Source organism: Streptomyces sp. RLA012 (assembly GCF_056270325.1).
Genome location: NZ_JBWDPA010000002.1, coordinates 10691282 through 10716182, shown reverse-complemented (window position 1 = coordinate 10716182; position 24901 = coordinate 10691282). Strand labels below are relative to the sequence as shown.

Annotated in this window: 22 protein-coding genes; 9 read left to right on the top strand and 13 right to left on the bottom strand. The window is 69.8% G+C overall.

Going from position 1 to position 24901, the window contains the following annotated elements; genetic code table 11:
* Nucleotides 1-8: 8 nt before the first annotated feature.
* From RV986_RS48855 to RV986_RS48845, 3 genes are all read right to left on the bottom strand, one after another.
* Nucleotides 9-533 carry an MSMEG_0572/Sll0783 family nitrogen starvation response protein gene (locus RV986_RS48855; protein ID WP_475923544.1) on the bottom strand — a complete coding sequence of 175 codons (525 nt, stop codon included), beginning with the start codon at nucleotides 531-533 and terminating at the stop codon, nucleotides 9-11.
* A gap of 63 nt (nucleotides 534-596) precedes the next feature.
* A complete protein-coding gene (locus RV986_RS48850; RefSeq protein ID WP_475923543.1) occupies nucleotides 597-1412 on the bottom strand; it encodes an amidohydrolase family protein in 816 nt (271 codons plus the stop codon).
* Nucleotides 1413-1422: 10 nt separating this feature from the next.
* Nucleotides 1423-2733 carry an MSMEG_0569 family flavin-dependent oxidoreductase gene (locus RV986_RS48845; RefSeq protein WP_475923542.1) on the bottom strand — a complete coding sequence of 437 codons (1311 nt, stop codon included), beginning with the start codon at nucleotides 2731-2733 and terminating at the stop codon, nucleotides 1423-1425.
* Nucleotides 2734-3022: 289 nt separating this feature from the next.
* Here RV986_RS48845 and RV986_RS48840 point away from each other — a divergent pair, with 289 nt between their 5' ends.
* Nucleotides 3023-4777 carry an ABC transporter ATP-binding protein gene (locus RV986_RS48840; RefSeq protein WP_475923541.1) on the top strand — a complete coding sequence of 585 codons (1755 nt, stop codon included), beginning with the start codon at nucleotides 3023-3025 and terminating at the stop codon, nucleotides 4775-4777.
* A gap of 133 nt (nucleotides 4778-4910) precedes the next feature.
* On the opposite strand, the gene RV986_RS48835 is transcribed toward RV986_RS48840, so the two are convergent.
* On the bottom strand, nucleotides 4911-5201 hold the full coding sequence (locus RV986_RS48835) for a hypothetical protein (RefSeq protein ID WP_475923540.1): 291 nt from the start codon (nucleotides 5199-5201) through the stop codon (nucleotides 4911-4913).
* A 171-nt stretch (nucleotides 5202-5372) separates the two neighbouring features.
* On the opposite strand from RV986_RS48835, the gene RV986_RS48830 reads away from it, so the two are divergent.
* The gene (locus RV986_RS48830) at nucleotides 5373-5738 is read left to right on the top strand and encodes a nuclear transport factor 2 family protein (protein WP_475923539.1); all 366 of its coding nucleotides are present in this window, start codon (nucleotides 5373-5375) and stop codon (nucleotides 5736-5738) included.
* A 24-nt stretch (nucleotides 5739-5762) separates the two neighbouring features.
* On the opposite strand, the gene RV986_RS48825 is transcribed toward RV986_RS48830, so the two are convergent.
* On the bottom strand, nucleotides 5763-6422 hold the full coding sequence (locus RV986_RS48825; protein WP_475923538.1) for a MarR family winged helix-turn-helix transcriptional regulator: 660 nt from the start codon (nucleotides 6420-6422) through the stop codon (nucleotides 5763-5765).
* A gap of 58 nt (nucleotides 6423-6480) precedes the next feature.
* On the opposite strand from RV986_RS48825, the gene RV986_RS48820 reads away from it, so the two are divergent.
* Complete coding sequence (locus RV986_RS48820; RefSeq protein WP_475923537.1) at nucleotides 6481-7392, top strand: hypothetical protein; 912 nt, start codon at nucleotides 6481-6483, stop codon at nucleotides 7390-7392.
* 43 nt (nucleotides 7393-7435) lie between these two features.
* On the opposite strand, the gene RV986_RS48815 is transcribed toward RV986_RS48820, so the two are convergent.
* The 6 genes from RV986_RS48815 to RV986_RS48790 form a co-directional block, all read right to left on the bottom strand.
* Nucleotides 7436-8539 (bottom strand): methyltransferase, encoded by a 1104-nt coding sequence (locus tag RV986_RS48815; protein ID WP_475923536.1) that lies wholly within the window; start codon nucleotides 8537-8539, stop codon nucleotides 7436-7438.
* Nucleotides 8517-9476, bottom strand: a complete 960-nt coding sequence (locus RV986_RS48810; RefSeq protein ID WP_475923535.1) for a TauD/TfdA dioxygenase family protein — start codon at nucleotides 9474-9476, stop codon at nucleotides 8517-8519. Before RV986_RS48810 ends, RV986_RS48815 begins: the two co-directional genes overlap by 23 nt.
* A gap of 51 nt (nucleotides 9477-9527) precedes the next feature.
* Entirely contained in the window at nucleotides 9528-10883 is a 1356-nt protein-coding gene (locus RV986_RS48805) for an ATP-grasp domain-containing protein (RefSeq protein WP_475923534.1), read from the bottom strand.
* A gap of 63 nt (nucleotides 10884-10946) precedes the next feature.
* Nucleotides 10947-12110, bottom strand: coding sequence for a hypothetical protein (locus RV986_RS48800; RefSeq protein ID WP_475923533.1), 1164 nt, complete (start codon nucleotides 12108-12110; stop codon nucleotides 10947-10949).
* Entirely contained in the window at nucleotides 12111-13487 is a 1377-nt protein-coding gene (locus tag RV986_RS48795; RefSeq protein WP_475923532.1) for a DUF6002 family protein, read from the bottom strand.
* 142 nt (nucleotides 13488-13629) lie between these two features.
* Nucleotides 13630-14523 (bottom strand): 2-oxoglutarate and iron-dependent oxygenase domain-containing protein, encoded by an 894-nt coding sequence (locus RV986_RS48790; RefSeq protein WP_475923531.1) that lies wholly within the window; start codon nucleotides 14521-14523, stop codon nucleotides 13630-13632.
* Between the two features lie 740 nt (nucleotides 14524-15263).
* On the opposite strand from RV986_RS48790, the gene RV986_RS48785 reads away from it, so the two are divergent.
* Genes RV986_RS48785 through RV986_RS48760 form a run of 6 tightly spaced genes read left to right on the top strand, consistent with a single transcriptional unit; the run spans nucleotide 15264 to nucleotide 22137 of the window.
* Entirely contained in the window at nucleotides 15264-16421 is a 1158-nt protein-coding gene (locus tag RV986_RS48785; RefSeq protein ID WP_475923530.1) for a glycine amidinotransferase, read from the top strand.
* Between the two features lie 41 nt (nucleotides 16422-16462).
* Nucleotides 16463-17521, top strand: a complete 1059-nt coding sequence (gene dpgA, locus RV986_RS48780; protein ID WP_475923529.1) for a 3,5-dihydroxyphenylacetyl-CoA synthase DpgA — start codon at nucleotides 16463-16465, stop codon at nucleotides 17519-17521.
* A 17-nt stretch (nucleotides 17522-17538) separates the two neighbouring features.
* Complete coding sequence (gene dpgB, locus RV986_RS48775; protein WP_475923528.1) at nucleotides 17539-18255, top strand: enoyl-CoA-hydratase DpgB; 717 nt, start codon at nucleotides 17539-17541, stop codon at nucleotides 18253-18255.
* The gene (dpgC, locus tag RV986_RS48770) at nucleotides 18252-19589 is read left to right on the top strand and encodes a (3,5-dihydroxyphenyl)acetyl-CoA 1,2-dioxygenase DpgC (protein ID WP_475923527.1); all 1338 of its coding nucleotides are present in this window, start codon (nucleotides 18252-18254) and stop codon (nucleotides 19587-19589) included. Before dpgB ends, dpgC begins: the two co-directional genes overlap by 4 nt.
* Nucleotides 19586-20941, top strand: a complete 1356-nt coding sequence (locus tag RV986_RS48765) for an aminotransferase-like domain-containing protein (protein WP_475923526.1) — start codon at nucleotides 19586-19588, stop codon at nucleotides 20939-20941. Before dpgC ends, RV986_RS48765 begins: the two co-directional genes overlap by 4 nt.
* On the top strand, nucleotides 20938-22137 hold the full coding sequence (locus RV986_RS48760; RefSeq protein ID WP_475923525.1) for a cytochrome P450: 1200 nt from the start codon (nucleotides 20938-20940) through the stop codon (nucleotides 22135-22137). The genes RV986_RS48765 and RV986_RS48760 overlap by 4 nt, the downstream gene beginning before the upstream one ends.
* A gap of 40 nt (nucleotides 22138-22177) precedes the next feature.
* On the opposite strand, the gene RV986_RS48755 is transcribed toward RV986_RS48760, so the two are convergent.
* Together RV986_RS48755 and RV986_RS48750 are read right to left on the bottom strand one after the other, a co-directional pair.
* Nucleotides 22178-23485: a preATP grasp domain-containing protein gene (locus tag RV986_RS48755; RefSeq protein WP_475923524.1), complete on the bottom strand. Its 1308-nt coding sequence runs from the start codon at nucleotides 23483-23485 to the stop codon at nucleotides 22178-22180.
* A gap of 117 nt (nucleotides 23486-23602) precedes the next feature.
* Nucleotides 23603-24901, bottom strand: a complete 1299-nt coding sequence (locus RV986_RS48750) for an MFS transporter (protein ID WP_475923523.1) — start codon at nucleotides 24899-24901, stop codon at nucleotides 23603-23605.

Below are 24901 nucleotides of genomic sequence, written 5' to 3'. Positions count from 1 at the left end.
TGTGCCTCTCAGAGCTGGTAGGTGGAGTTGATGACGGCGCCCTTGCGCGCGTAGTGGATCAGCGCGTCCTGGACGTCGAGCGGGTGGGTGGGGATCACGCCCTCGATCAGGTCCTCCTCGCGGGCGCCGTGCAGGGACAGGCCGAACCGGCAGCAGAACACCTTGCCGCCCTCGGCGATGAACGTCTTGAGCTGGTTGTTGATGTTGTGCTCGCCGGGGAAGGCGGAGTTCCCGGTGGTCGGGAAGCCGCGGGTGGCCAGGCAGTTGAGGGAGCCGGGGCCGTAGAAGTAGATGGCGGTCTCGAAGCCCTTGCGCAGGGCGCGGGTGGCCTGCAGGACGGCGACGAAGGAGACCGAGGACTCGTGGGCGATGCCGTGCACGAGGGTGAAGTAGGTCTCGCCGTCCTCGGCCTGGTAGTCGGGGAAGACCTTGGTGGAGCCGTAGATGCTGGAGCCCTCGGGGAGGGAGGGGTGCGGGATCTCGCTGAGGGACTTCTGTTCGACGTCGCTCAGTTCGGTGACGGTCTCGGACATGGCTGTCTCCTTGTGTGTGAGGGAGCGGGAGGGGTCGGTTCGTGTGCCGGGAGCGTGGCAGGGTCAGTCGTAGAGGGCGGCGAAGGTGTCCCTGAAGACCCGCTCGCCGAGTTCGCCGCCGCCGGTCGCGGCGGTCATCCGGGCGTACTCGCCCACGTAGTCGCCCCACGGCTGGTCGCTGGCGAAGAGCACGCGGTCGTGGCCGATGCCGCGGCACTCGATCTCCCGGGCCAGCCAGTACGGGGCGAAGCCGATGGCCCAGGAGAGGTCGGTGTAGACGCGTTTCCCGGCCTCGATCCAGTCGAAGAACCGGGAGCCGACGAGCTTGATGTGGCCGCTCATGCCGCCCCCGAAGTGCACGAGGTGGAGGGCGACCCGGTCGGCGTACCGGTCGACGAGATGGCCGACCTCGTCGATGTCGGAGGCGGCGCCGGGCGAGGTGTGGACGTGCACCACGAGGTTCAGGCGTGCGGCCTCGTGGAAGATCCGGTCGAGTACGGGGCGGCAGGCGGGGTCGGAGGCGCGGCCGCCCAGCAGGAAGCTGAGTTTCAGGGCGCGTACGCCGTCCTCGCGGGCCAGGGCGAGGGCGTGCGCGGTGCGGTGCTCGTCCTCGGGACGCGGGGAGACCCACAGTCCGGCCCGGATGCGGTCGTCGGTCTGGGCCGCCTCGACGGCCAGTTCGTTGAAGGAGAAGGCGACGGCGGGGTCGGGGACGCCGTAGTTGGGGATGACGAGGGCGCGTTCGGTGCCCTCGGCGTCCAGGTCCGCGACGAGTTGCTTGACGGTGGCGCGGGCGCCGACGTCCGGGTGGACGGGCGGACCGCCGTAGAAGGGGTGGGCGGGCAGGACACCGATGTGACGGTGTGCGTCGAAGACCATGGCGATGCTTTCAGCCGACGGGGAGAGCGGCGGCGAGTTCGGTGGGGGCGCCGGTGAGGGCGCCGCAGACGTCGGCGAGGCGGCGTGAGGCGTCGATGTGGTTCGCGAGGAACTCGGCGTCCCTGCCGACCGCTTCGAAGCGGCCCGAGCCCCACGAGTGCTGCCAGGGCAGGCCGAGGAAGTACAGGCCGGGGGTGCTGGTGGCGCCGCGTCGGTGCATGGGGTAGCCGCGGCCGTCGAAGGCGGGTATCCCGATCCACCGGTGGTCACGGGTGAAACCGGTGGACCAGATGACGGAGGTGATGCCGGCCCGGGCGAGGTCGAGCGTGTCCGGCTGCTGCGTGGGTTCCCAGACGGGACGGTAGCGGGCCTCGTCCGGGGCCTGGATGCCGTACGCCGTGATGTGCGCGTCGATGGCGTCCTTGATGCCCTCGGCGACGGAGTCGGCCCGGTCGAGGTTGACCAGCAGATCGTCGGCGAACTCCAGGACACCGCCGTCGACTCCGGTCAGCCGCCCGTACAGGCGCATGCCGTCACGGGCGAAGGCACGCAGGTCGATGTCGCGGCCGCCGTCCCGTCCGGTCACGTAGTGGTTCACCCGCATCCGGACGGCGGACGTGTCGTCGAAGCTGTCGATGCTCCTGGCGTAGTGGCCCATCTCGTCCAGCCAGGCCACGCAGTCACGGCCACGGTAGAAGCGGGCCACCCGGGGTGCGCTGCCGACGGCCAGATGGACCCGGCGGCCGGCGAGGTGCAGATCCTCGGCGATCTGGCAGCCGGACTGTCCGGTGCCCACCACCAGGACCGCTCCGTCGGGGAGCCGGTCGGGGTTGCGGTAACGGGAGGAGTGCAGCTGCTCGACGGCGCCGGGCAGCCGTTCGGCCATCCGTGGGATCGAGGGGGTGTGGTAGGGGCCGGTGGCGACGACCACCTGTTCGGCGGTGAACTCGCCCTGAGTGGTGGTGAGTTCGAAGAGCCCTCGGGGAGTGCGGTGCAGTCCGGTGACGCAGACGCCCTCGACGAGCGGCGGCGCGAAGAGGGCGACGTACTCCTCCAGGTAGCGCACGATCTCGTCGCGGACCATGAATCCGTCCGGGTCGGGCCCCTGGTAGGGGTGACCGGGCAGCCTGCACTGCCAGTTGGGAGTGACCAGGCAGAACGAGTCCCAGCGGCGCTCGCGCCACTCGTGGCCGACGCGATGCGCCTCGACGACGACGTGCTCGATGCCGCGCTCGCGCAGGCAGTGGCTGACCGACAGTCCCGCCTGGCCCCCGCCGACGACGGCCACCGGATAATGAGCCCCCGCCAGCCGGGGGCTCACCCTGTGCTCCTGGGTTCAGGCATGAAATCCTCCCTGCGAGGCGTAGAGGTGGTGACACCTCGCCGCTGCTTGTGAGGACCACTTCAGCCAGCACGGGTTGCCGGATCAATTCATCCGGAACAAAGGAGAGTTACCGAACCCTCACTCGTTGCCTCGCAGGCAATCACCGGTCGGACGGTGTGCGAACGGCGTCCGGTCCACCCTGTGCGGCCGGAGGGACTCCGCACCCGCACGATGCCCGCGCCGACGTAGCCTGAAGGGTCCGCGCCGAACTCCCGCTAGGAGCACAGTGAGCATCGCAGAACCGTCCGCCGGCCCGCCCACCTGGCGGCTGCTTCTCGGGTACGTACGACCGCATCGGTGGTCTCTGGTGGCGGGCGCGCTGCTGGCGTTGACGACCGGCGCCACCGGTCTGGTGCTGCCGCTGGTGGCGCGGGGGCTCATCGACAACCTCTCGCACGACCGGCCGATCGGACGGGCGCTTGTCGGCATGGCGGCGCTGGTGGTCACCAACGCGGCGGTGGCGGCGCTGGGTTCGTACGTGCTGCGGCGCACCGCAGAGTCGGTGGTCCTCGGCGCGCGGCGCGCCCTGTCGTCGTATCTGCTGCGGTTGCGCATACCGGCCGTCGACCGCAGCGAGCCGGGTGATCTGATGGCCCGCATCACCTCCGACACGACGCTGCTGCGCGAGGTCACCACCGATTCGCTGGTGGGCCTCGGCACCGGCGGGCTCACCCTGGTGGCGACGGTGGTGATGATGGGCCTGGTCGACGTGGTGCTGCTCGGCGTCACCCTGGGGGTGATCCTGTGCGCGGGGACGGTGCTCGGTGTGATCGTGCCGCGCATCAACCGGGCCAGCAAGCAGGCGCAGGACGCCGTCGGCGTGATGGGCGCCTCGCTGGAACGGATCCTCGGCGCGCTGCGCACGGTCAAGGCCTCCGGCGCCGAGCACCGCGAGGAGGAGACCATCCACGCGGCGGCCGAGGAGTCCTGGCGACAGAGCGTACGGGCCGCCAAATGGTCGGCGGCCGCGGGCAACACGGCCGGTCTGGCGATGCAGATCGCCTTCATCACGGTGCTCGCGGTGGGCGGCGCACGGGTCGCGACCGGCGCCATCGGCGTCGGCACCCTGGTCGCCTTCCTCCTCTACGTCTTCTATCTGATGTCGCCGATCCAGCAGGTCGTCGGCGCGATCACGCAGTACCAGACCGGCTCCGCCGCGCTCGCCCGCATCCAGGAGGCGCTGAGTCTGCCCGCCGAACCGGCCTCCCTGCCCGCGCCGCTGCCGACACCCGGCTCCGCACCGGCCGCGCTCGCCTTCGAGGACGTCCGCTTCCGGTACTCCGAGGACCTGCCGTACGTCCACCACGGGGTGACCTTCGACGTGCCGGCCCGCGGGATGACCGCGTTCGTCGGGCCCTCAGGCGCGGGCAAGACCACCGTGTTCTCGCTGATCGAGCGGTTCTACGACCCCGAGGCGGGCCTCATCACGGTCGACGGCCGGCCGCTGGAGGACTGGGATCTGTCCCGGCTCCGCTCCGCCATCGGCTATGTGGAGCAGGACGCGCCGGTGCTGTCCGGCTCCCTGCGCGACAACCTGCTGCTGGGCAACCCGGAGGCCGGCGACGCCGACGTCACGCGCGTGCTGCGGACCACGCGGCTCGACGGGCTGGTCGCCCGGCTGCCGCGCGGCCTGGACACCCTCGTCGGACACCGTGGCACCAAGCTGTCCGGCGGCGAGCGCCAGCGGATCGCGATCGCCCGCGCCCTGCTGCGCCGCCCGCGTCTGCTGCTCCTCGACGAGGCGACCTCGCAGCTCGACGCCGTGAACGAGGCCGCGCTGCGCGACACGGTCACGGATGTCGCCCGGACGACCACGGTCCTCGTGGTCGCGCACCGGCTGTCCACCGTCACCATGGCCGACCGCATCGTCGTGATGGACGCGGGCCGCGTGCGCGCCGTGGGCACGCACCGGGAACTGGTGGCCGGGGACCCGCTCTACGCGGAACTGGCCGCGACACAGTTCCTCGCGACAGCGGGCTGAGGACCGCGCAGCGACAGCGGGCCGAGGACCGCGCACCGCCGCGCGTTCTCCACACGAAGGTCCCTTCACCCATCGGACAAGGGCCTGCCCCCGGCACCGAGTGCCGGGGGCAGGAGTGGACGGACCTTGCCGACTAGCCCTGGACCGCCGGAAGCAGCCCGGTGACAGGGGCGACCAGGTCGGTGACCTGGTGCAACTGGTTGAGGTCGTTGAGGCGGTTGAGCCCGGACAACTGGCTGGAGATCCGTGGGACTTCGTCCTGGTGCTCCGCGGGGATGTCGCTCACGGCGAGCGCGTCGAGCTGGGTGAGCGGGTTCAGCTTCCCCGCGTCCGGGACCGCGGCGGCGGACGCCATCGGCGCGGCAAGGCCCGTGACACCGACGGCGAGACCGACGGCGGCGACCATACGTCGTGTTGAGATCATGCCTTCAGCAACGGCCCCGGACCGCCCCCGGTCACGGCCCTCCCCCGCCGCTCACCCGAGAAGCGCATCGGGCCGACTGGGCTTGCCGTGACCCCTGCGACGGAGGAGGCTCGGAAGAGAGGCCCTCGCGGCCCGCTCCTTAGCGGACCGCGGCCTTCCGAGGAGGTCAGCATGGGCACCATGGCAGGCCCCGCCTTCGACACCGAAGCGCTACGCCGGGGCATAGAAGGACACAGTGCGGCAGACATGCTGTCGCTCTACGCGGACGACGCGGAACTGACCATCGTCGACCGCAACACCCAACCCAGTCACCCGATGATCAAACACGGCCGTCGTGAGATCGCCGAGATGCTCGACGACGTCTACAGCCGGGACATGACCCACAAGCTGGAGGAGTGCGTCGTGCAGGGCGACCATGTCGCGTTCACCGAGTCCTGCCAGTACCCGGACGGCGTGCGGGTACTCGCCAGCTCGATGATCGCGCTGCGCGACGGGAAGATCGTCGAGCACACTCTGCTGCAGGCATGGGACGAGTAGGAAGGAACTGGCCGAAGGTCCAGATCACCTCCCGTCTGACCTGGACCTTCTCGGCCAAGGCGGCGATGGGTCGCTCGCACCCCCACCGGACTCGGCTGCCCCGACCAGTTTCCGCAGCAGGTCTGCGAGTGTCCGCTTCTCTCCTGCGGTCAGTACTGCGAGCAGCGCGTTCTCGCCCCTGTCCTCCGACACCGCGTGCCGTTCGAACGCGGCGTATCCGGCGTCGGTGATCCGCACCTCCACGCGCCGGCGGTCGGCGGTGTCGTGCGTGCGGGTGATCAGCCCCTCACCCTCCAGCGGACCGAGCCGTGCCGACAGGGCACCGCGGGTCAGGCCGAGCATCTCGGCGAGCCGCGAGGGGCTGGCCGCATAGGGCGGGCCGAGCCTGCGCAGCATCAGCAGCACCTTGAACTGCCAGTGCTGCAGCCCGTCGGAGTCGAGGGTCTCCCGGCGGGCCTGGGCGGCGTGCCGGGCCAGGATCGCGAGCCGGACGAAGATCTCCTCCTTGACCGGGTCCACCCAGTCGAGTTCCTTCGCCCAGACCGCGACGTGCCGGTCTACGGAGTCCGCCGCCGCCGAGGATTGCTTCTTCGAGTTCCTGTGCGCGTCCCCGTGCGCGTCCCCGTGCGCGTCCCCGTGCGCGTCTCTGTGCGCGTCTCTGTGCGCGTCCTGATGCGCGTCCATGTGCGTCTCCGAAATAGTTTTCTTGTGGATAGTTTTTCTGATTACTACTTTTCTCGCCATGGCAAACACCGCAGGCACCCTCCGTACGGCCGTATCGCTCAACGAACTCATCGCAGCGGCAAGGGAGTTGAGGATCGGCGGCCGTTGGGAACGCGCGGCGGCCCTGCTCGACTCGGCCGAGGCGACCGATCCCGGAGCCCGCGCGCGCATCGCCCTGGCCGCCGCCGAAGTGGCCCTGGAGAGCGACTGGTTCGCCGGGACCGCCCTGGCCGGGGCTCGGCTCGACACCGCGCACAAGCTCGTCGAGGAGTCACCGCTCGACAGCGGCTGGGACCTCGGCCTCCTCCGGCTGCGCCACGGCTACCTCGGGCAGATACGCGTCGACGGTACGTTCCGCGCCGGACCCGACGGCAAGGACCCGGCCGCCCTCGCCGCCCTGCGCGGCCGGGCGGAGGGGCTGCGCGACCGGGCCCCGGACGAGGTACGCCGGGGCTGGGCCGAGATGTACCTGGGTCTGATCGCCGACAATCTCCTGGCCGAGCGGGACCTCGCACCCGGCCACTACGAAGCGGCGCTGCGTGCCGCCGGCTCGGGTGACGACCTGCTCGCCCGGGAGGCGCTGCGGCACCTCGGCGATCACGACCACGACCGGGGCGAGAACGGACGGGCACGAGAGCGCTGGAGCCGGGCGACCGAGCTCGGTGCCCGGGCCGGAACCGTCCCCGGCACCCTCTCGCAGCAGCTGCTCCTGGCGGTCCTGGCCCGGGACGCGGGCGACGAGGCCGGGGCCACCGCGCTGGCCCGCGAGATCGCCCGCTGGGCCGGGGCCGTCGGCGCCGTCACCACCGAGGCACAGGCCGAGGGATTCCTGGCCGGGGTCGACCCGACGGCGCCGCCCGCCACGGGCGACTCGACCAGCGACTCGACCGGCGACTCGACCGCCCCGCCGTCGGCGCAGAAGCCGGCGTGACCGACCCTGCCCGGAGCCGGTGGCCGGCCCGCGGACCGGCCACCTACCGCTGCCCCTTCACCCCGATGTGAAGACCGTGCTCGTAGGGGTAGCCGGTGAGTGTCCGAACCTGTTGGTAGCCCGCCTGCCGGAGCCACTCCTCGTAGTTGCCGGCCGGATAGGCCATGCCCTGGCCGCTGGCCAGGGCATTCAGATAGAGCGACAGACGCGCCGCGTACCAGCCGCCGGTCTCGTCGTCCGATGCGTTGTACCCATAGATCAAGACCTGTCCACCGGGCGGCAGCACGTCCATGGCCTTGGCCAGCAGGGTCGTGATCTGTTCACCGGAGAAGATTTCCAGTACGTGGCTGAACAGCACCGTGTCGGCGCCGGTGGGAAAGGGATCGGCGAACAGGTCACCGGGATGTACCGTCACCCGCTCCCCGAAGGACGGGGCGGTGGCTTGCTCGGCAATGCGCGAAACACTCGGCATGTCGAAGATGGTCGAGGTCAGTTTCGGGTACCGGGCGGTCAGCCGCGTGCTGGTGGTGCCGTCGCCGCCCCCCACGTCGAGCAGCCGACGCGTCGCGGCGAACTGTTCGCTCTCCACGAGGGCGTCGACGCTGCGCAGGGTGAAGGCGCTCATGGCGCGGTGGAAGACGGCCTCCAGCCCCGGGTCGTGTGCCAGACGTTGGTAGAGAGTGGGTTCACTGCCCGGATGCGCGGCCAGCGCGGTGTTCGTACCGGCCCTCAGCGCTTCCGTCAGATGCGCGAAGGCGGGGTAGTACACCTCCCGCCAGCCGACCAGGATGTGCCGCCAGCTGTCCGGGGTGTCGCCGGTGAGCATGTCCTCGGCGACCCGGGAATTCCTGTAGTGCCCGTCGCGCCGTTCGAGGAGGCCGGTGGTGCAGACCGCATGCAACAGGACGCGGAGTGAGTGCGGTGGCAGTCCAGTGGCCCCGCGGAGTTCGTCGAAGGACGACAGTCCGCCGGACACAGTGGTGAACAGATCGAGTTCCAGCGCGGTGACCAGGGCGTTGAACAGGGCTGGAGCGTTCACCAGCAGGTGGAAGCGTTCAAGGACGGGGTCCTCGATGCGGTCCTCCATGGAGTCCTCGACGGGGTCCTCGATGGGGTCCCTCTCCTCATACGTCCGTGCGGATTTCATCCTGGTGGGCACCTCCATCGATCGGACGGCGCGCGGAGGCGGCGGCGATCTCGCCGCTCTTGCAGGTGACGCCGGTGAGCGGGGCGGAGCCGGCGAGTGCGCGGTAGATCATGCGGTCGGCATCGCCGTGGTCCAGTACGTAGTTGTGCAGCAGCCGGACGTTGTCCCAGACGGCGATGTCCCCCACTCCCCAACGCCGGCGCACCGTGCGCTCCGGGACCAGGGCGTGGTGAAGGAACAGGTCGAGGAGAGTGCGGGACTCCAGGTCGGACAGTCCTTCGACGGTCGACACGCAATTGGGGTTCAGGACCAGTGAACGGCGGCCGTCGGCGCGCTGGTCGACCGCGACCAGCGGATGGCTGACCACGGGCAGCGCCAGCAGCCGTGCACGCCGGTCCGGGTCGGCGCCCGGTGCGAGCCAGTCGGCGTAGAGCAGCCGCGCGTCGTGTGCGCAACTGAGGCCCTCTGCCAGCGTGCGCAGGGGTTCCGACAACGCGGCGTAGGCACCGGCCAGATCGGCGAAGAGGGTGTCACCGCCCGTCCGCGGAACGCGTGCGGCCTGCAGCAGTGAGTAGGTCGGCACCTCGCGTACGAAGGTGCAGTCCACGTGCCAGTTGGTTCCGTGCCGGTTGTGGATGTCGCGGCTGCGTAGGTCCTCGGGACGGACGCCCCCGGTCTGGTTGGCCAGCACCTCGGGATGGCCTGGCAGTCCCTGTTTGAGGGGATGCGCGGGCAGTACCGGGCCGAGGTGAGCGGCCAGTTCGACCAGGACCGCCGGATCAGTGGACTGACCGGGCAGGAAGATCACCCCGTGCGTGGAGATGAGGGCCTTGAGCCGGTCCGCGGCGGCCGCATCCACGTGCGAGATGTCAAGCCCCGACAGCTCTGCTCCGATGCTCCCGGTGAGGCGTTCGATCTCCCAGGCATTCTCCGACATGTGCTGGAGCCACCTCCTGTTCGCTGGTAGTCGTGGCGAAGGGGTCACCGGTCAGGCGGCGGCGAGCAGCACGTTCTCCATGGCGCCGCCCTGGGCCACACCCACCACGCCGGTGCGGCCGTCGGGGTAGTAGCGCGCGTACACTCCGCCTGGCCTGCCGCCGAAGAGGCAGGGGCTCAGGACCGGGGCAACTGAGGACCGGTAGGGCGTGCAGCCGGGTCCGGCCGCCATCTCCAGCTCGTAGCGGCCGGGTTCGACGTACTCCTGCACGATCGAGTCGCCGGCGTCGACGGCGCCGGCGACCGTCGCCTCCCACTGCGGCCGGGTGCAGGTACGGCCCATCACGACGCCCCGGCCCATCATGCCGACGGCCGGCTTCACCACGAAGGACTCGCGGCGCGTGGTGAGGAGTTGGCGCAGGTCCACGCGCTCGCCCCGCCATTCGACCTTGCCCTCACGGGCGACCCGGGTCCAGGGAACGTACCGGGTCACGAGTCGTCGGTCGCCCGCGGTCATCCAGGGGAGGCCCTCGGAGAGCCACGCCAGCACCTTCTTGTTGGCGACCAGGTAGCTGCTCTCCGGGGGGTACAGCACGCAGCCCGCGTCAAGAATGGCGTGCACCGGATCGAGTGGTTCGCCGCGGGAGACCCAGTCGGCGGGTGCGAAGTAGCGCAGCGCCAGCGGGAACCTCAGCCGTCCGGGTCGGCCGACCTTGTGCGGCAGGTCGCCGGGCTCCAGCACCTGCGCGTCGAAGCCGCGTTCTCGCAGATAGGCGGCCTCGCCGTCGAAGTAGCGGGTTGTCTCGCCCCGGCGGTCCACCCGGTTGCCCACCAGAGCGACCGCTCGTGGCAGGCCGAGCGTGCCGCACACCTCCTCGAACAGTGCGGCGCGAGCCGCGAACGGGTCGTCCACCGTGAAGGGCAGGGGCCGTCCGGGTGCGCTGAACAGGCGGGTCCAGGCCCGGTCGAATCCGTGGGCCTCCGTGGGCCCTCCGAACGCACCGCTGACGTTGAACTCCAGGAAGCGGGGGCCGTCGTGCCCGATGACGACGTCGGGGCGGGCCATCGCATCGCAATGGCGCAGCTCGAAGGCGTCGTCGTCGATGAAGAAGGGCAAGGTGTGGGCGGCGGGCCGGACCCCCAGGGCCGCGAGCCTGCCCGGCCGGTCGGGCGCGGCCTCCAGCAGCGCTTGGCGCAGCAGGCCGAGCAGGCCTCGGGTTGCCGAGAACAGCTCGTCGTAGGCGGACGGGGACACGGCGAACGGTTCGAGGGGAACGGGCTGTTTGTGCACCCAGGTTCCGCAGTCGCGCAGTTCGTCGCGGAGCACCTCGACGATGTCGTCCGCCGGGCTGCGTTCCTGGTGACGGTAGGGGGGTGCGTCGAACCATCGGTGGGTTTCCGATTCCACTCGAACTAGCCTTCCTGGGACCGGTTTCGGACACGGGACGAGCGGTCGGTGCGGCGCGCCCGATCACACATGGGCTCCCGCGTCCGCCTGTTCCTCCGGCGCCCGGTGGGCGGCGGGTCTGGTGCGCAGACGGGCACGGAGCGTCTCCAAAGCCGTGCGCGCGGCGTCCAGTTCACCGATGGGGAATCCGTCGGCCAGGTCCGCGATGTCGGCTGTGTGCGGTGCGTCGAGTGAGCGCGGCCCGGTGGTTTCCCCGTGCTCGTGCAGTTCGTGCAGCGCGGCGTTGAGGCGTCCGGTGAAGCGGACCGTCCCGTTGGCGATGTCCACTCCGTCCGCCGCGCCCACCTGCCGGTTCCATGCGACCGCTGCTTCCCGGGTGAGCCCGGGGGGCAGTGCCAAGCGCAGTGTTCCGCCGCGTATCCGTGCCGGGTAGCCGCCGGGGAGGCCCCACGGCCCCGGCACGCTGGTGTCCCAGTCGGCGCCGTACAGCAGTGCTGCGACCAGTCGGGCAGTGTTGCGGCCGGTCACCAGGTTGAGTCGTTCGCGGCCGGTGGCCCGCTGTGCGGCCAGGTGCTGTGTCACGTCGGGTACGGGCGTGCCGTCCAGCCAGGCGCGAGCCTCGTCGTCGGCCGAGCGGGGGCGGCCGAGGTGGACGTGGTGGGCGAGGACCTGCAGCCGCTTGGGATCGACGGCGCCCAGGGCGTGTGTGAGGGACGAGGCCACCAGCCCGGCGTTGCCGATACCGCACAGTACCGGCAGCCGGAGAGCGTGGAGCAGGGGATTGACCGCGTCCGGGAAACAGGCGTTGACCAGCTGGGTGCTGTGGCCTGCCGCTGCCACCGCGGTGGCGGCTCGGACGGCGAGGTCGGCCTGGAACGGCAGGGTGAGTCCGAAACCCGCTCGGGCGATCAGGTCGGTCCAGGCGCTGGGCGCGCGCTCGTGTTCCCAAGGAGAGTGCGTCGAGGCACAGACCAGCACAAGTTCCGGACGCTCGGCCCTGATCAGCTCACACAGCGCGTGGCCCCCCGTCGCGGCCCGGGCGGCGGTGAAGGTGACGCCCGTACCCGCGACGGCGGCGCGGGCGCCGGCGAGGTAGACCAGCTCCCTGACGGCCGGGTGCCGACGGCCCGTCACGGTGACGCGCAGTCCTGCGTGGCACAGATCCGCGAGGGCACAGCAGGTCGCGGTGGCCAGAGAACCGGTACCGAGGATCAGGACGCGAGCCATTCACTTCGCTCCGACGGCGGCGGCCACATCCGCGACACTCTGCACCAGGTGCGCGTCGCCGTCCTGCAAGGGTTCGTAGTCGGAGCGCGCGTAGGTTCCGGAGCCGTGGACGACGACCGTGCGGTGCGGACCGATGAGTCCGCGTTCCACTCCTTCCCGCACGCCGGTCATCGCCATCAGCAGTGACCACTCGGCGAGTTCGTCCGGGTCCTCGGGCAGGCTGAGTCCGGCATGGGCCAGTGCGGTCCGTACGGCCGGGTAGTGCCGCAGGCACTCATGCCGTGACACGACGATCCCGCCGCCGCCGAACTTGCCGATGATCTCGTTCATCCGCTGGGCGGTGGGCGGCCGGTGCGTGTAGAACGTGGGATCGATGATCTCGCTGGGGCTCTGCGTCGTGTAGGGGAAGCTCGGGTCGACGTCCTGGTGGTACAGGCGCGCGGCGGAGTCCCAGGCGTAGCGCGGCGCGTTGCGGCGATCGAAGCTGCCGAAGCGCTGGCTGAGCACCATGTCCGGGATGTGCAGGTGCTGGACGAGATACGACTCCGGCCGCTGGATGGACACGGCCTCGGGAGCGGCTTCCAGCAGGGACCTGCCGGTGTGATACCCCAGCAGGCCGAAGGCGCTGGAGACGGCGTGGGCGTGCGTGCGTATCTCGCCCGGGGAGATCGGGTCGGCGTCCTCTTCGAAGAATGCCCGGGTGGCGTCCGCCACCATGTAGTTGGCCAGCTCCAGTGAGAACCACATGCGGCCACCGGTGTGCCGGGCCCAGTCGGCCGCGTGTGTGCGGACGAACTCCCGAGCGAGCGGTTTGACGTCTTCGGCCTGTTGGCCTTCGTACAACAGAACGGGGTTGAGTGCGCGCAGTTCGGGGTCGGTGACGAGTCGGCTGCGGCGCAGCTTGTCGCGGCAGGCGGCAGGGCTGATCGTCACGACTCGCAGCTGGTGAGGTTCGGCCAAGCCCAGTTCGAGCGCCCGCAGCACGGCGTCGCGCAGGGCGGTTCCCTTGTTCGCGGAGGTGGGTGTGACCAGCAGGACGGGGATCCCGGTACGACGCAGGTGTTCCACCGCGCGCGCCACGATGAGCAGGGAAGCGGGGGTCTTGGTGGTCTGGGTGGCGGGGTTGGCGGTCAGGTCCAGCAGCCGCATCGGGTGCCCCTGGAAGTCCTCCAGCCGCCGCCAGGAGACGATCGCGGCGGCGAAGTACTCGCGGACCGCTTCATCCAGCTCGGGGAAGTGGAAGCCGGGCCGGAACTCCTCGGGCTGTGGCGTGCCGTGCGGCTCCTGACCGCATGCCGCCACGATGTCGGGCAGCCGGTGGTAGTGCTCAAGGACCGGATTGCGTGTGACGTTGCCGGCGGCCGCGTAAGTCGTCATGACGGCGCTCCGGACGGTGGCCGGCGATCCGTTTCGAGTCTGTTCACTGCGGCCCTTGCTCCCTGGGTTGAGGGGTGTCCGTGCCGAACCGTGCACGATGCGGGAAGGCGCCGAGGGCGCTGGTCGGGCGCCGGAGCGGGATTCAAGTGCCGAGGATCGACTTCAGAACGGCCACATAGTCCGAACCGGTGTCGAGCGGCGTGTATTTGGGCGGTTCGGCCTGGGTGATGAGGGCGTCGAGCGGCGCGACCACCACGCCGTAGTCGGGTCGGTGCTTGTACTGGATGGACATACGGTCCTGGCGCACCGCGCTCACCCGGTGCGGTGCCGCCCGGTGCCGCCCGTTGGACCAGCGCTGGACGTAGTCGGCGACGAAGACGAACAAGGCGTCCGGCTCGGTGGGCACTTCGGACCACGAGCCGTCGCTGCCGCGTACGTCCAGGCCGGGCTGGTCCTGGTGCAGGATGGTCAGCAGTGACAGGTCGATGTGCGGCGACATCGCGTAGTTGACCTTCGAGCCGACGTCGGACAGGTGGCTGGCGCCGTAGTAGTTCAGTCCGAGGCGATGGAGCGGCGTGTTCAGGTAACCGGTGAAGAAGTCCTCGTCCAGGCCCAGGTCGAGGGCGCAGGCGGCGAGGATGCCGTCGCCCAGTTCGGTCAACCGGTGGAACAGCTCCAGGGACCTGGGGAAGTGTTCGTGGTAGAAGTCCACGGACTCGGGAAGGGCCAGTTCATCGGTGACGTTGCCGATCCGGAACTGCTCGCAGGCTTCGGCGCCGCTGTGAGTGCGGCTCCTTTCCCTGCCGAGCCCCCGGTAGCCCAGGAACTGCGACTCCTCCGCCGCGTCGTACTTGTTCTTCTCGTCGGACGGCAGCCGGTAGAAGGCGCGCATTTCCGCGTAGACGTCCCGGATCAGGTCGGCGGGAATACCGTGGTCGAGGACGAAGAAGAATCCTTCGCGTCGACAGATGCCGCCGATGTCGTCAGCGACCGCCTGTCGCTCCTTCGCGGTCCAACCGGCCGCAGGACCTGGCAACTGTACGTGCGGTATCACCCTGTTACCTCCCGTTTCGTCGCCGATCGACGCGGACCGGACCGTTTCCCGGGCCACTTGGCCGCGTCGCGTCGATGGGGCCGGCCGCGCACGCCGCAAGGCCCGGCGGCCTGGCGGCGGGCCCGTCCCGAGGGCTGCGCCGGTAGGCGTCGAATGGAGCGCATGCAGAGCCGCTGAGCGCCGCGCCTGGTCCCTCTGGTGGGTTGTGCACTCCTGGACAGATGGCGCAGAACCCTGGTGGTCGAATGCAGGCTGCCGCGAGAACGGCACGAGGGAAATGAGACCGCCGCTCGCCCGCTTCGTCCGGACCGGGGCAGCAGTTCCTGTGTTGTCCCAGTCATCTTGTGAGCGCTGTGTAACCGCCGCAACCCCAAGGGGTCGACTTTCGGTCACCTTGCGTGCACGGAGCGCACCAGTTGTCGCACCGTGATGTATCTGTCGGGAGACGGCGCCTTTTTAACGAGCCATGACGTATTCACCGGCCACCTTGACGGCGGAAAATGCTCCTGGAATAGGTCGGTCGAATGTCCGAAAGTACGGTGCAGACCGCCGGGCACGGTCTTCCGTTCATCCTGCACATGCCCAACACTGAGGAGCCGCACCGCAGTTGGCGTCGACGATGGGCTGGACTCCGTCCGGCTCGTGCCACGAATACCGCCGCGCCTGTGCCGAGCCTGTGAGCTGTCCCGATGCGGTGCATGACGACAATCGATGGAGCACGCATGATGCTCAACAGTTTCGATGAATGGTCGCCGCTCAAGGAGGTGGTGGTCGGCTCCGCGACGAACTACACCTCGCATCAGCGTGAACTGTCCTTCGACCTCTTCTTCCACGACAACATCGCCGGTGACAACACCTCCCGCTCGGAGTGGTATTATCCGCGACTGACCACCGGTGGACGCAGCGAGTCGGCACCGAGTGGAACGGTGCCGATCAAACAGCGCTACGTGGACGAACTCGGTGAGGACCTGGCGGGCATCGTGGACGCTCTCACCGGGCTGGGGGTGACCGTCCACCGTCCGATGGAGCTGGACGCCGAGACGGCCGAGGTGCGCGCGCTTGCCTGGAGCGCCTCGGTGGTGCCTCCGCTCAACGTACGGGACAACACCCTCATCGTCGGCGACGAGATCATCGAAACGCCACCGATGATCCGGTCCCGCTACTTCGAGACCCAGTTCCTGACACCCGTGTTCCAGCGGTATTTCGAGCAGGGCGCCCGGTGGACGGTGATGCCGCGGCCTCTGATGACGGACGCGTCTTTCGACCTTTCGTACGCCAGGGTCAGCTCTGTCGGTGGCCCGACCGAGCCCATCGCCGATCCGCAGCCCACGAGCTACGACGTCGGCACGGAGATGATGTTCGACGGTGCACAGGTTCTGCGCCTGGGCCGGGACCTGGTCGTGAACGTCTCCACCGCCAACCACGTCCTCGCGTGCGACTGGCTGGAGCGTCACCTGGAAGGCCGTTTCCGCATCCACCGGGTTCACCGCATCAGCGACAGCCACATCGACAGCATGGTGCTCGCGCTGCGGCCCGGTACTCTCCTGGTCCGCGCACCCGAGCTGCGCGACAAGCTGCCGAAGAAGCTCCGCTCGTGGGACCTGATCGTGCCGCCGGCTCCGGAGCGCAACCACTTCCCCTCGTACGACGACGACGATCTGATCCTCACCAGCCCGTTCATCGACCTGAACGTGCTGTCCGTCTCCCCCGAGACGGTGCTCGTCAACGAGGCCTGCCCCGAGCTGATGCGCATGCTGGAGAAGCACGGCTTCACCGTGGTGCCCGTACGGCACAGGCACCGACGGCTGTTCGGCGGCGGATTCCACTGCTTCACCCTCGACACAGTGCGCGAAGGCGGGCTGGAGGACTACCTCGACTGAGCCGGTCCACGCCGGGACCGCCTGCCACCGAAGGAGACCGCGTGCTCGCTCCGGCTCGGCTCATTGGCATCGGGACCGCCCTGCCCCCGGTCTCCTACACCCAGGATGAACTCCTGCGGACCTTCGGGATCACCGATCCGGCGACCCGGGCGATCTTCCTCAACAGCACGATCCAGCGGCGCGGGCTGACCCTGCCGCCCCAACTGCCGGACCGGTCCCGTGCGGTGGAGTCCCAAGGAGAGTTGCTGGACAAGCATCTGACGCAGGGTCTGCGGCTGGGCAGGGAGGCCGTACTCGCCTGTCTCGCGGAGGCCGGAGCCGAGGTGACGGACGTGCGGCACCTGTGCTGCGTCACCTCCACCGGGTTGCTCACGCCCGGGTTCTCCGCCCTGCTGCTCAAGGACATGGGGATCAGTCCCAGCTGCTCCCGCCTGGACGTGGTCGGAATGGGATGCAACGCCGGACTGAACGCGCTGGCCTCGGTGGCGGGATGGTCGCGATGCCACGCCGGCGAGCTGGCCGTCATGGTGTGCATCGAGGTGTGCTCGGCGGCGTACGTCATCGACGGTACGCGGCGTACGTCCGTGGTCAACAGCCTCTTCGGTGACGGCGCCGCCGCCGTCGCGGTGACGGCCGGCGGCACACAACCGCCCTCCGCGGGCCCCGAACTGCTGGCCTTCGCCAGCCGGACCATTCCCGAGGCGGTGGACGCCATGCGATACGACTGGGACGACGAGCAGCACAAGTTCAGTTTCGCCCTCGACCCGCAGGTGCCCTACGTGGTGGGAGCGCATGCCGAAGAGATCATGGAAAGACTGCTGACGGGCACCGGGGTGCGCCGCTCCCAAATCGCTCACTGGGTGCTGCACGCGGGCGGGAAGAAGGTCGTGGACTCCGTCCGGGTCAACCTGGGCCTGAGCCGGCACGACGTCCGGCACACCACGGGGGTGCTGCGTGACCACGGCAACCTGTCCAGCGGGTCCTTTCTCTTCTCCTGTCGACGGCTCGCCGACGAAAAAGCGGCGGCCGGCGGGGACTTCGGGATTCTGATGACGATGGGTCCCGGCTCGACCATCGAAATGGCCCTGGCACGGTGGTGACGGGCCGGGAGGAAGGCGTGACGGTGCGAAGCAGCGGTGAGCAGGACCGGACCTCCGAGGGGCTGGAGCTGAGTCTGGACGTGGACGGCACGGGCCCCCTCCCCCGACTGACCGCGGAGCTCAACGCGGTGTGCGATCGCCTTGAGGAACGCACGGACCGGTCGGTGTTGGGGATTCGGTTGCTGCCGGTCCCGACCGACCGGAGATCCTGGCCCAGCGGCGTCGGTGTGCAGGAAGTCAACCGCTGGGAGCGGGCGGTGCGCCGGCTGGAGCAGCTTCCCGCGATGATCGTGACAACCGCCTCGGGAGTCTGCGGCGGTCCGGCCCTGGACCTGCTGCTGGCCAGCGACTTCCGGATAGCCTCGCCCGACCTGCTGCTGATGCTGCCCGTGAACGACGGGCATTTCTGGCCGGGCATGGCCGTGTACCGGCTTGCTCAGCAGCTCGGCGCCGGGCGTGCCCGGCAGATCGTGCTGTGGGGCGACGATCTCGACGGTGTCCGGGCGCACGAGCTCGGTCTCGTCGACCAACTCAGCGATGATCTGTCGGAAGCCGCTCACACGGCTGTGGTGCTGATGGGCCGCATATCCGACCGTGAGCTCGCGGTGCGCCGACAACTGCTGCTGGAGGCCCCGGCCGCCGAGTACCAGGACGCGCTGGGCGCCCATCTGGCCGCCTGCGACCGGGAACTGCGCCGTTTGGCCGCGATCAGTGGCGGGGAGACTGGCGTATGAGTTCCGCCATGCTTCCGGACACCCCTGCGCTTCCCTCGCCTCCGGTGCCGCGAGGGCAGCTCGCCCCGGACGCCGAGGCACTGCGGAGCTACATAGAGCGGGCAGAGCGTCTGCTGGCCCTGCTGCCGCCCCGGCCCGAGCGGGACACGGCGCGGGAGGCGCAGGCCGAGGCTCTCCGCGATGCCTGCAGGACGGCCCGTCACACGTTTCTGGCACGGCACGCGGAGCAGGTGTACGAGGTACTGACCGAAGGCCGCACGCGACGGCTCCGGCTGAACCCTCTGGTGCAGGAAGCACAGGCGCGATTCCCCGGCCTGGTGCCGGCCGCGGCCAGGCTCGCCGAGGACCGCGACCGTGTCCAGGCCCGGAAGGAAGGCCACGAGATCGATCTCGGTGTCTTCTTCGGCGCCCTGCTGCGCTGCGCCGTCGCCGGCACGCACCTGATGGAGACGATGCTGCACGCGGCACCTGGGTCCCATGACCTGCTGGAGGATTTCCGCCGCACCGACCGGCTGGAACTGAACTCCGTGCTCGTGGAGCGCCGCGGCCACGCCGCGCAGGTGACCTTCCGCAACAGCCACTGCCTCAACGCGGAGGACAACCAGCTCATCGCGGACCTGGAGTCGGCGGTGGATGTGGCGCTGCTGGACGACCGGGTTCGGGTCGGTGTGCTGCGTGGCGGGACGGTCGACCACCCGCGGTACGCCGGACGCCGGGTCTTCAGCGCGGGAATCAATCTGAAGGACCTGCGCAACGGCGCGATCTCCTATCTGGACTTCCTGCTCGGCCGTGAACTGGGATACGTCAACAAGCTCGCGCACGGCCTGCTGCCCGCGGAATCCGGTTGGCGGGTGCCCGCGGCGGTGCACAAGCCCTGGGTGGCCGCCGTCGACGCCTTCGCGATCGGCGGCGGTATGCAGCTGCTGCTCGTGGTGGACCGCGTCATCGCCGAGGACGGCGCGTTCTTCAGCCTGCCCGCGGCGGACGAGGGCATCGTTCCCGGTCTGGGCAACCTTCGGCTCACCCGGCTGACCGGCGCCCGGATGGCACGGCAGGTGCTGCTGTCGGGGCGCCGGCTGCGGGCGGGCGAACCGGGAGCGGAGCTGGTGTGCGACGAGGTGGTGCCGGCCGGCGAACTCGACGCCGCCGTGGAGCGGGCGGTGGCCGACCTGGCCGGCCCGGCGGTGGCGGCCAACCGCGCCATGCTGGCGCTGGCCGAGGAGCCGTGGAGCCACTTGCGCTCCTACCTCGCCGAGTTCGCGGTGGTACAGGCCGAGCGCATCTACAGCGCGGACGTCCTGGCCCGGGTGGAAAGCCGGTGGGCCGGGACATGAGTACGCCCGCGCAGAACCGGGCCACGGCGCTCGGTGTACCGGAGCCGCCCCGGCCGGTCGCCGCGCTGGACCGCTCCCACCTGCACTCCTCACTGACCGATCCACTGCTGAGTGCTGTGGAGTTCCTCAACGAGGTCATGCGCCGGTACCCCGACGCGATCTCCTTCGCCCCGGGTGCTCCGCACCCCGACACCTACTCCGATCTCGACGTGGAACGCTTCATTCGCAGGTTCCTCGACCATGCGGGCGCCGAGTGGGGCCACACACCGTCCGCTGCGCGCCGGCTGCTGTACGAGTACGGGCCGAGCCGCGGCCTGATCAACGGCCTGGTCGCCGATCTGCTCCGCCACGACCGGCAGGTGCACACCTCGCCGGAGGCGGTGGTGATCACTGTCGGGGCGCAGGAGGCGATGCTGTTGGTTCTGCGCGCCCTGATCCGCGGCGACGACGATCTGCTCGCCGTGGCGGACCCCTGCTATGTGGGAATGACCGGCACGGCACGGCTGCTGGGCGTGGAGGTGGTCCCGGTCGCGGAGAGGGAACACGGCCCGGATCTGGCGGCCCTGCGCGCGGCCTGCCGCATGGCCCGCCGCTCCGGGCGACGCGTCCGGGCGTGCTACGTGGCACCGGACTTCTCCAACCCCGGCGGGAACCACATGGATCTGGCCCACCGCAGAGAGCTGTTGGAGTTGGCCGAGGCTGAGGACTTCCTCGTGATCGAGGACAGCGTCTACGGTTTCACCGCCGCCGAAGACGAAGAACTGCCGTGCCTCAAGGCCCTGGATCGCGGCTGCCGGGTCGTCCACATCGGGACCTTCGCCAAGGTGTGCTTTCCCGGGGCGCGGGTGGGATACGTCGTGGCCGACCAGCCGGTGCGCTGCGAAGGCGCTCGCACCACGCTGTTGGCGGACGAACTGGCCCGGCTGAAGACGATGGTGACGGTGAACACCTCACCGCTGTCGCAGGCGGTCGTCGCGGGGATGCTGCTGGAGCACGGCGGATCCTTGGCGGCGGTGTGCCGGGCGCGTTCGGGACTGTACCGGCGCAACCTCGCCCACTTGCTGGACGAGCTGGACGGATTGCGGGACCAGGGGCTGCCGCGGGGCGTGGAGTGGAACCGCCCGACGGGCGGCTTCTTCGTCCGGATGCGCCTGCCCATTCGGGTGGACGACGAACTGCTCGCGCTCTCCGCAGCCGAGTACGGCGTGCTGTGGACACCGATGGCCGCCTTCCACCTCGGCTCCGGCGGCGACCGCGTCCTGCGGCTGTCCTGCAGCTACCTGGACGCCGAGGACATCACTGCCGGCGTGGCCCGGCTCGGCACCTTTCTCCGCGGTGAGGTGGGCCCATGACCTCTTCCCGAGTGCCCTCGCTGCCTGTCGAGCGGATCACTCCCTTCGACCCGCCGCCCGAACTGGCGCAGCAGCGGGCCGCCTCCCCCTTGAGCAGGTTGCGCTACCCCGATGGCCATCTGGGGTGGCTGGTCACCGGCTACCACCTGGCACGCCAGGTGCTGTCGGACCCACGGTTCAGTGCGCGCTCGGAGCTGAAACGGGTTCCGACCGCGCGCCCCGGCATCGAACCGTTCTACGGTGCGCCCGCGCTGCCCGGATGGCTGGTCGACATGGACGCACCGGAGCACACCAGGATCCGGCGGCAGCTGGCCAAGGCGTTCACCGCACACCGGATGCGGTCCCTTCGGCCGAGGATCGAAGTGATCGTCGGCGACTGTCTGTCCGCCATGGGCGAGGCAGGCGATCCGGTCGACCTGGTGGAGTTCTTCGCGCTACCGGTGCCGTCGCTGGTGATCTGTGAACTGCTGGGCGTGCCGTACACGGAGCGAACCGGCTTCCAGCGCGACAGTGCCACGCTGTTCAGCCTGGAGGCGACCGCGGAGCAGGCCGCACGAGCCATGGCGGATCTGGAGGCGTTCCTCACCGACCTGACAGCGCACAAGCGTCGGCGGCCCGGGGAGGACCTGGTCAGTACCCTGGCCGCCGACGGTGAGCTGACCACCGCCGAAATCGCGGGGGTGGCCGCCCTGCTGCTGTCGGCGGGACACGAGACGACCGCGGGCTCCCTGGGACTGGGGGTGTTCGCCCTGCTGAACCACCCCGACCAGCTGGCGAGGCTGACCGCCGAACCCGGTCTTGCCGACAGCGCGGTCGAGGAACTGCTCCGCTACCTGACGATCTTCCACTTCGGCGTGCCGCGCACCCCGTTGGAGGACGTGCCCCTGGCGGGAGAGGTGGTACGGACGGGTGAGGCGGTGACGGTGTCGCTCCCGGCGGCGAACCGCGATCCCGAGCGGTTCGCGGACCCTGATCGGCTCGACATCGGGCGACGCCAGGGGGGTCATCTCGCGTTCGGCCACGGGGTGCACCAGTGCATCGGGCAGAACCTCGCGCGCACCGAGATGCGGATGGCGTTCCCCGCTCTGTTCCGGCGTTTCCCGTCCTTGCGTCTTGCCGTGCCGCCTGAACAGGTGCCCCTGGGACGGGACAACGGCTTTTACGGAGTACACCGGTTGCCTGTGCACTGGTCGTGATCGCGCGGCCGTCGCCGGGCGGCCGCGCGATCACACCTGGTCAGGCGGTGAAGATCCGAGCGAGGCGCTCTTCCACCTCGTGCGCGGCCGAGAGGCTCTCCGCCACGACGCAGTGCAGCAGGGTGTCGTCGCGCCGGTCGAAGGCGCTGCTGATGATGACACCGGTCCGGGTGTCCGGATCGTAGGCGAGCCCCGCGTCGCGGAGCCGGTCGATGGCCGCGTCGAACGAGGGGACCGACCAGCCCCTGGGCCAGAAGCCCTCGAACAGGACCCGGTCCTTCATGTAGTTGCTGCCGACGATCTCGTCCCCGAAGACGCTGTACACATGCGTGGAGCCCGTGATGCGTCCGTTGTACTCGGTGAAGAGCAGTTGCCCGTCGGGGGTGACGATCGCATCGGCACTGAGCCTGCCGCGGTAGCCCATGCTCTGCAGGGGTTCGCACAACTGTCGGCCCTGGCGGGTGAGTTCCTCCAGCGCGTGAGGCGGTACATGGGCCGGTGGGATGATCTGCTTCGTGGTCACCGGCTCCGACAGCATCTCGCCGTGGCCGCCGAACGCGATGAGGTCATCCGTGATCAGGAATTCCGCGAAGCACGCCACGCTGTCGGGGAAATACCTTTCCACGACAAAGAGGTGCCGGTCGTCGTCGGTGAGCCAGTTCCAGCGGTCCTTCAGATAGCGCCGAACAGCGTCGTGGTCGGCGGCGACGACGACGTTCTTCGCTCCGACGGGCGTCACGCCGGGCACCGCGGACACGATCTCGTTGCCGGCGCCTCCTGACATGTAGTCCTTCTTCAGGATGGCGACGTGGCCGGAACCGACGAGTTCCCACACGGCCTCGACGGCGTCGTCCTGATCGGCGCACACGCGTCCCTCCGGCAGACCCGCGCCCGCCCCGGCGGCGATCGCCCGGAAGGCTGTCTTACTGTTCAGCAGGGCGCCTCCGCCCTGCTGGACGAAGGCATGGCCGGGGAGCGCCGCGGGGACCCCGAGGGCGGTGGCCAGACGAGCGACGGAGGCACCGGGCCACAGGGGCAGGATGCCCGTGACGGGGCGACCGGCGAGGGCCGAGCGGATCTCGGCGAGCAGACGCCCGTCGGTCAGGGTGGTCCCCGACAGGGTCTCGGAGCCGCCGTTGTCCGTGGGCGGTACCACGATGTGCAGGGACGATCGCCGTGTGCCCGTCATGCCGGTCACATAGTGAAGGAAGGATTCCTCCGGTGCGGTCGGCAGGACGACGATGTCGTCGTCCTGCGCGAACCACACCACGCGCTGATTCCACCAGCCCGACGCCGGGCGGGTCCGCAGCACCTCGTCGAAGTCATTGCCGACCACCAGGTTCACCATGCCGGGTCACCCGGTCCGGTACGAACTCGGTGTGCATGCGCGCGCGTTCATCATGGATGAGCACCCCCAACGAGTCGTCTTGGGCTGTTTCCTGTTCGGTTCGCCGGGTGACCGTGGTCACTTGGGGTCGCCGACGGACACGTTCTCTCCATTGCTGGGCCGACCGGGATCGGGGTCGGACCCGTGTGCGGGGTCAGCGGTCGTTCCGTACCGCCGGAGCGCGGGAAAGCAGAGCGCGATGAGTGCGATGGCGGCGACGGACGAGAGTCCGCCGGTGAAGAGGCTGACCGACGGACTGGTGGCCGAAGCGACCATCCCGCCCCGGAAGTTGCCCAGGTGCGGTCCGCCGGAGCCGACGACGAAGTCGACCGAGGTGGTACGGCCGCGGAACTCGTCGGGAATGCTCATCTGCACGATGGACCCGCGCAGTACGACGGCAATGGAGTCGGCCGCTCCCGCAACGACGAGCAGGGTGAGCGCGAGCCACAGGTGCCCGGTCAGTCCCAGGCAGGCGAGCGCTGTCCCCCACACGGCGCCGGCGCCCAGAAGCCAGGTGCCTTTGCGCGTGGCGCCACCGACGGGGCCGGACAGGGTCATGGCGAGGACTCCGCCGGCGGCCGGGGCGGCGTTGAGCAGGCCGAGAGTGGTGGGTGAGCCGCCGAAGTGAGAGTCGTTGAGGGCCGGGAGGATCGCAAAGGGCATCGCCAGGACCGTGGCACTGAGGTCGGAGAGCATCGCGCCCGCCACGATCTTGTTGTGACCGACGTAGCGCAGCCCTTCCCAGATCGACCTGATGCCCGGTCGGGAGAGCGTCCCCTCCACGCGCATCGGCGGGAGCCGGAACACGCCGTACAGCGCGGCGACGAAGGTCAACGCGTCGATGACGTAACAGATCCGCACGCCGCCGGCCGCGGCCAGGACGCCGCCCAAGCTCGGGCCCAGGAGGACGCTCGTGTGAAAGGCCAGCATCTGCAGGGTGAGTCCGGCGGGCAGCAGGTCCTTCGGCAACAGCCGGGGCACGAACGTACGGCGGGCCGGTCCGTCGACGGCGAAGAGCAGCGACTGCACGGTGGTGAGGGCGTACAGCAGCCACACGTTCTCGTTGCCCGCGAATGCCTGGACGGCGAAGAGCAAGGAGACCACGGACATGCTGCTGCCGGTCACCAGGACCAGTTTCCGGCGGTCCACGGCATCGGCCAGGGAGCCGCCGATCAAACCCATGACGAGAGTCGGCACGAGGGTCGCCAGCCCCACCGCGCCCACCGCCGCGGACGAGCCGGTGATCTGGTACACCTGCAGCACGACTGCGAACGTTGTCATCCTGCTGCCCAGTGACGACAGCGCACCGCCCGCCCAGAGCCGCCGGAAGGACGCCTCGGCCTTCAGCGGTGTGACATCGACGATCAGGTTTCGCAT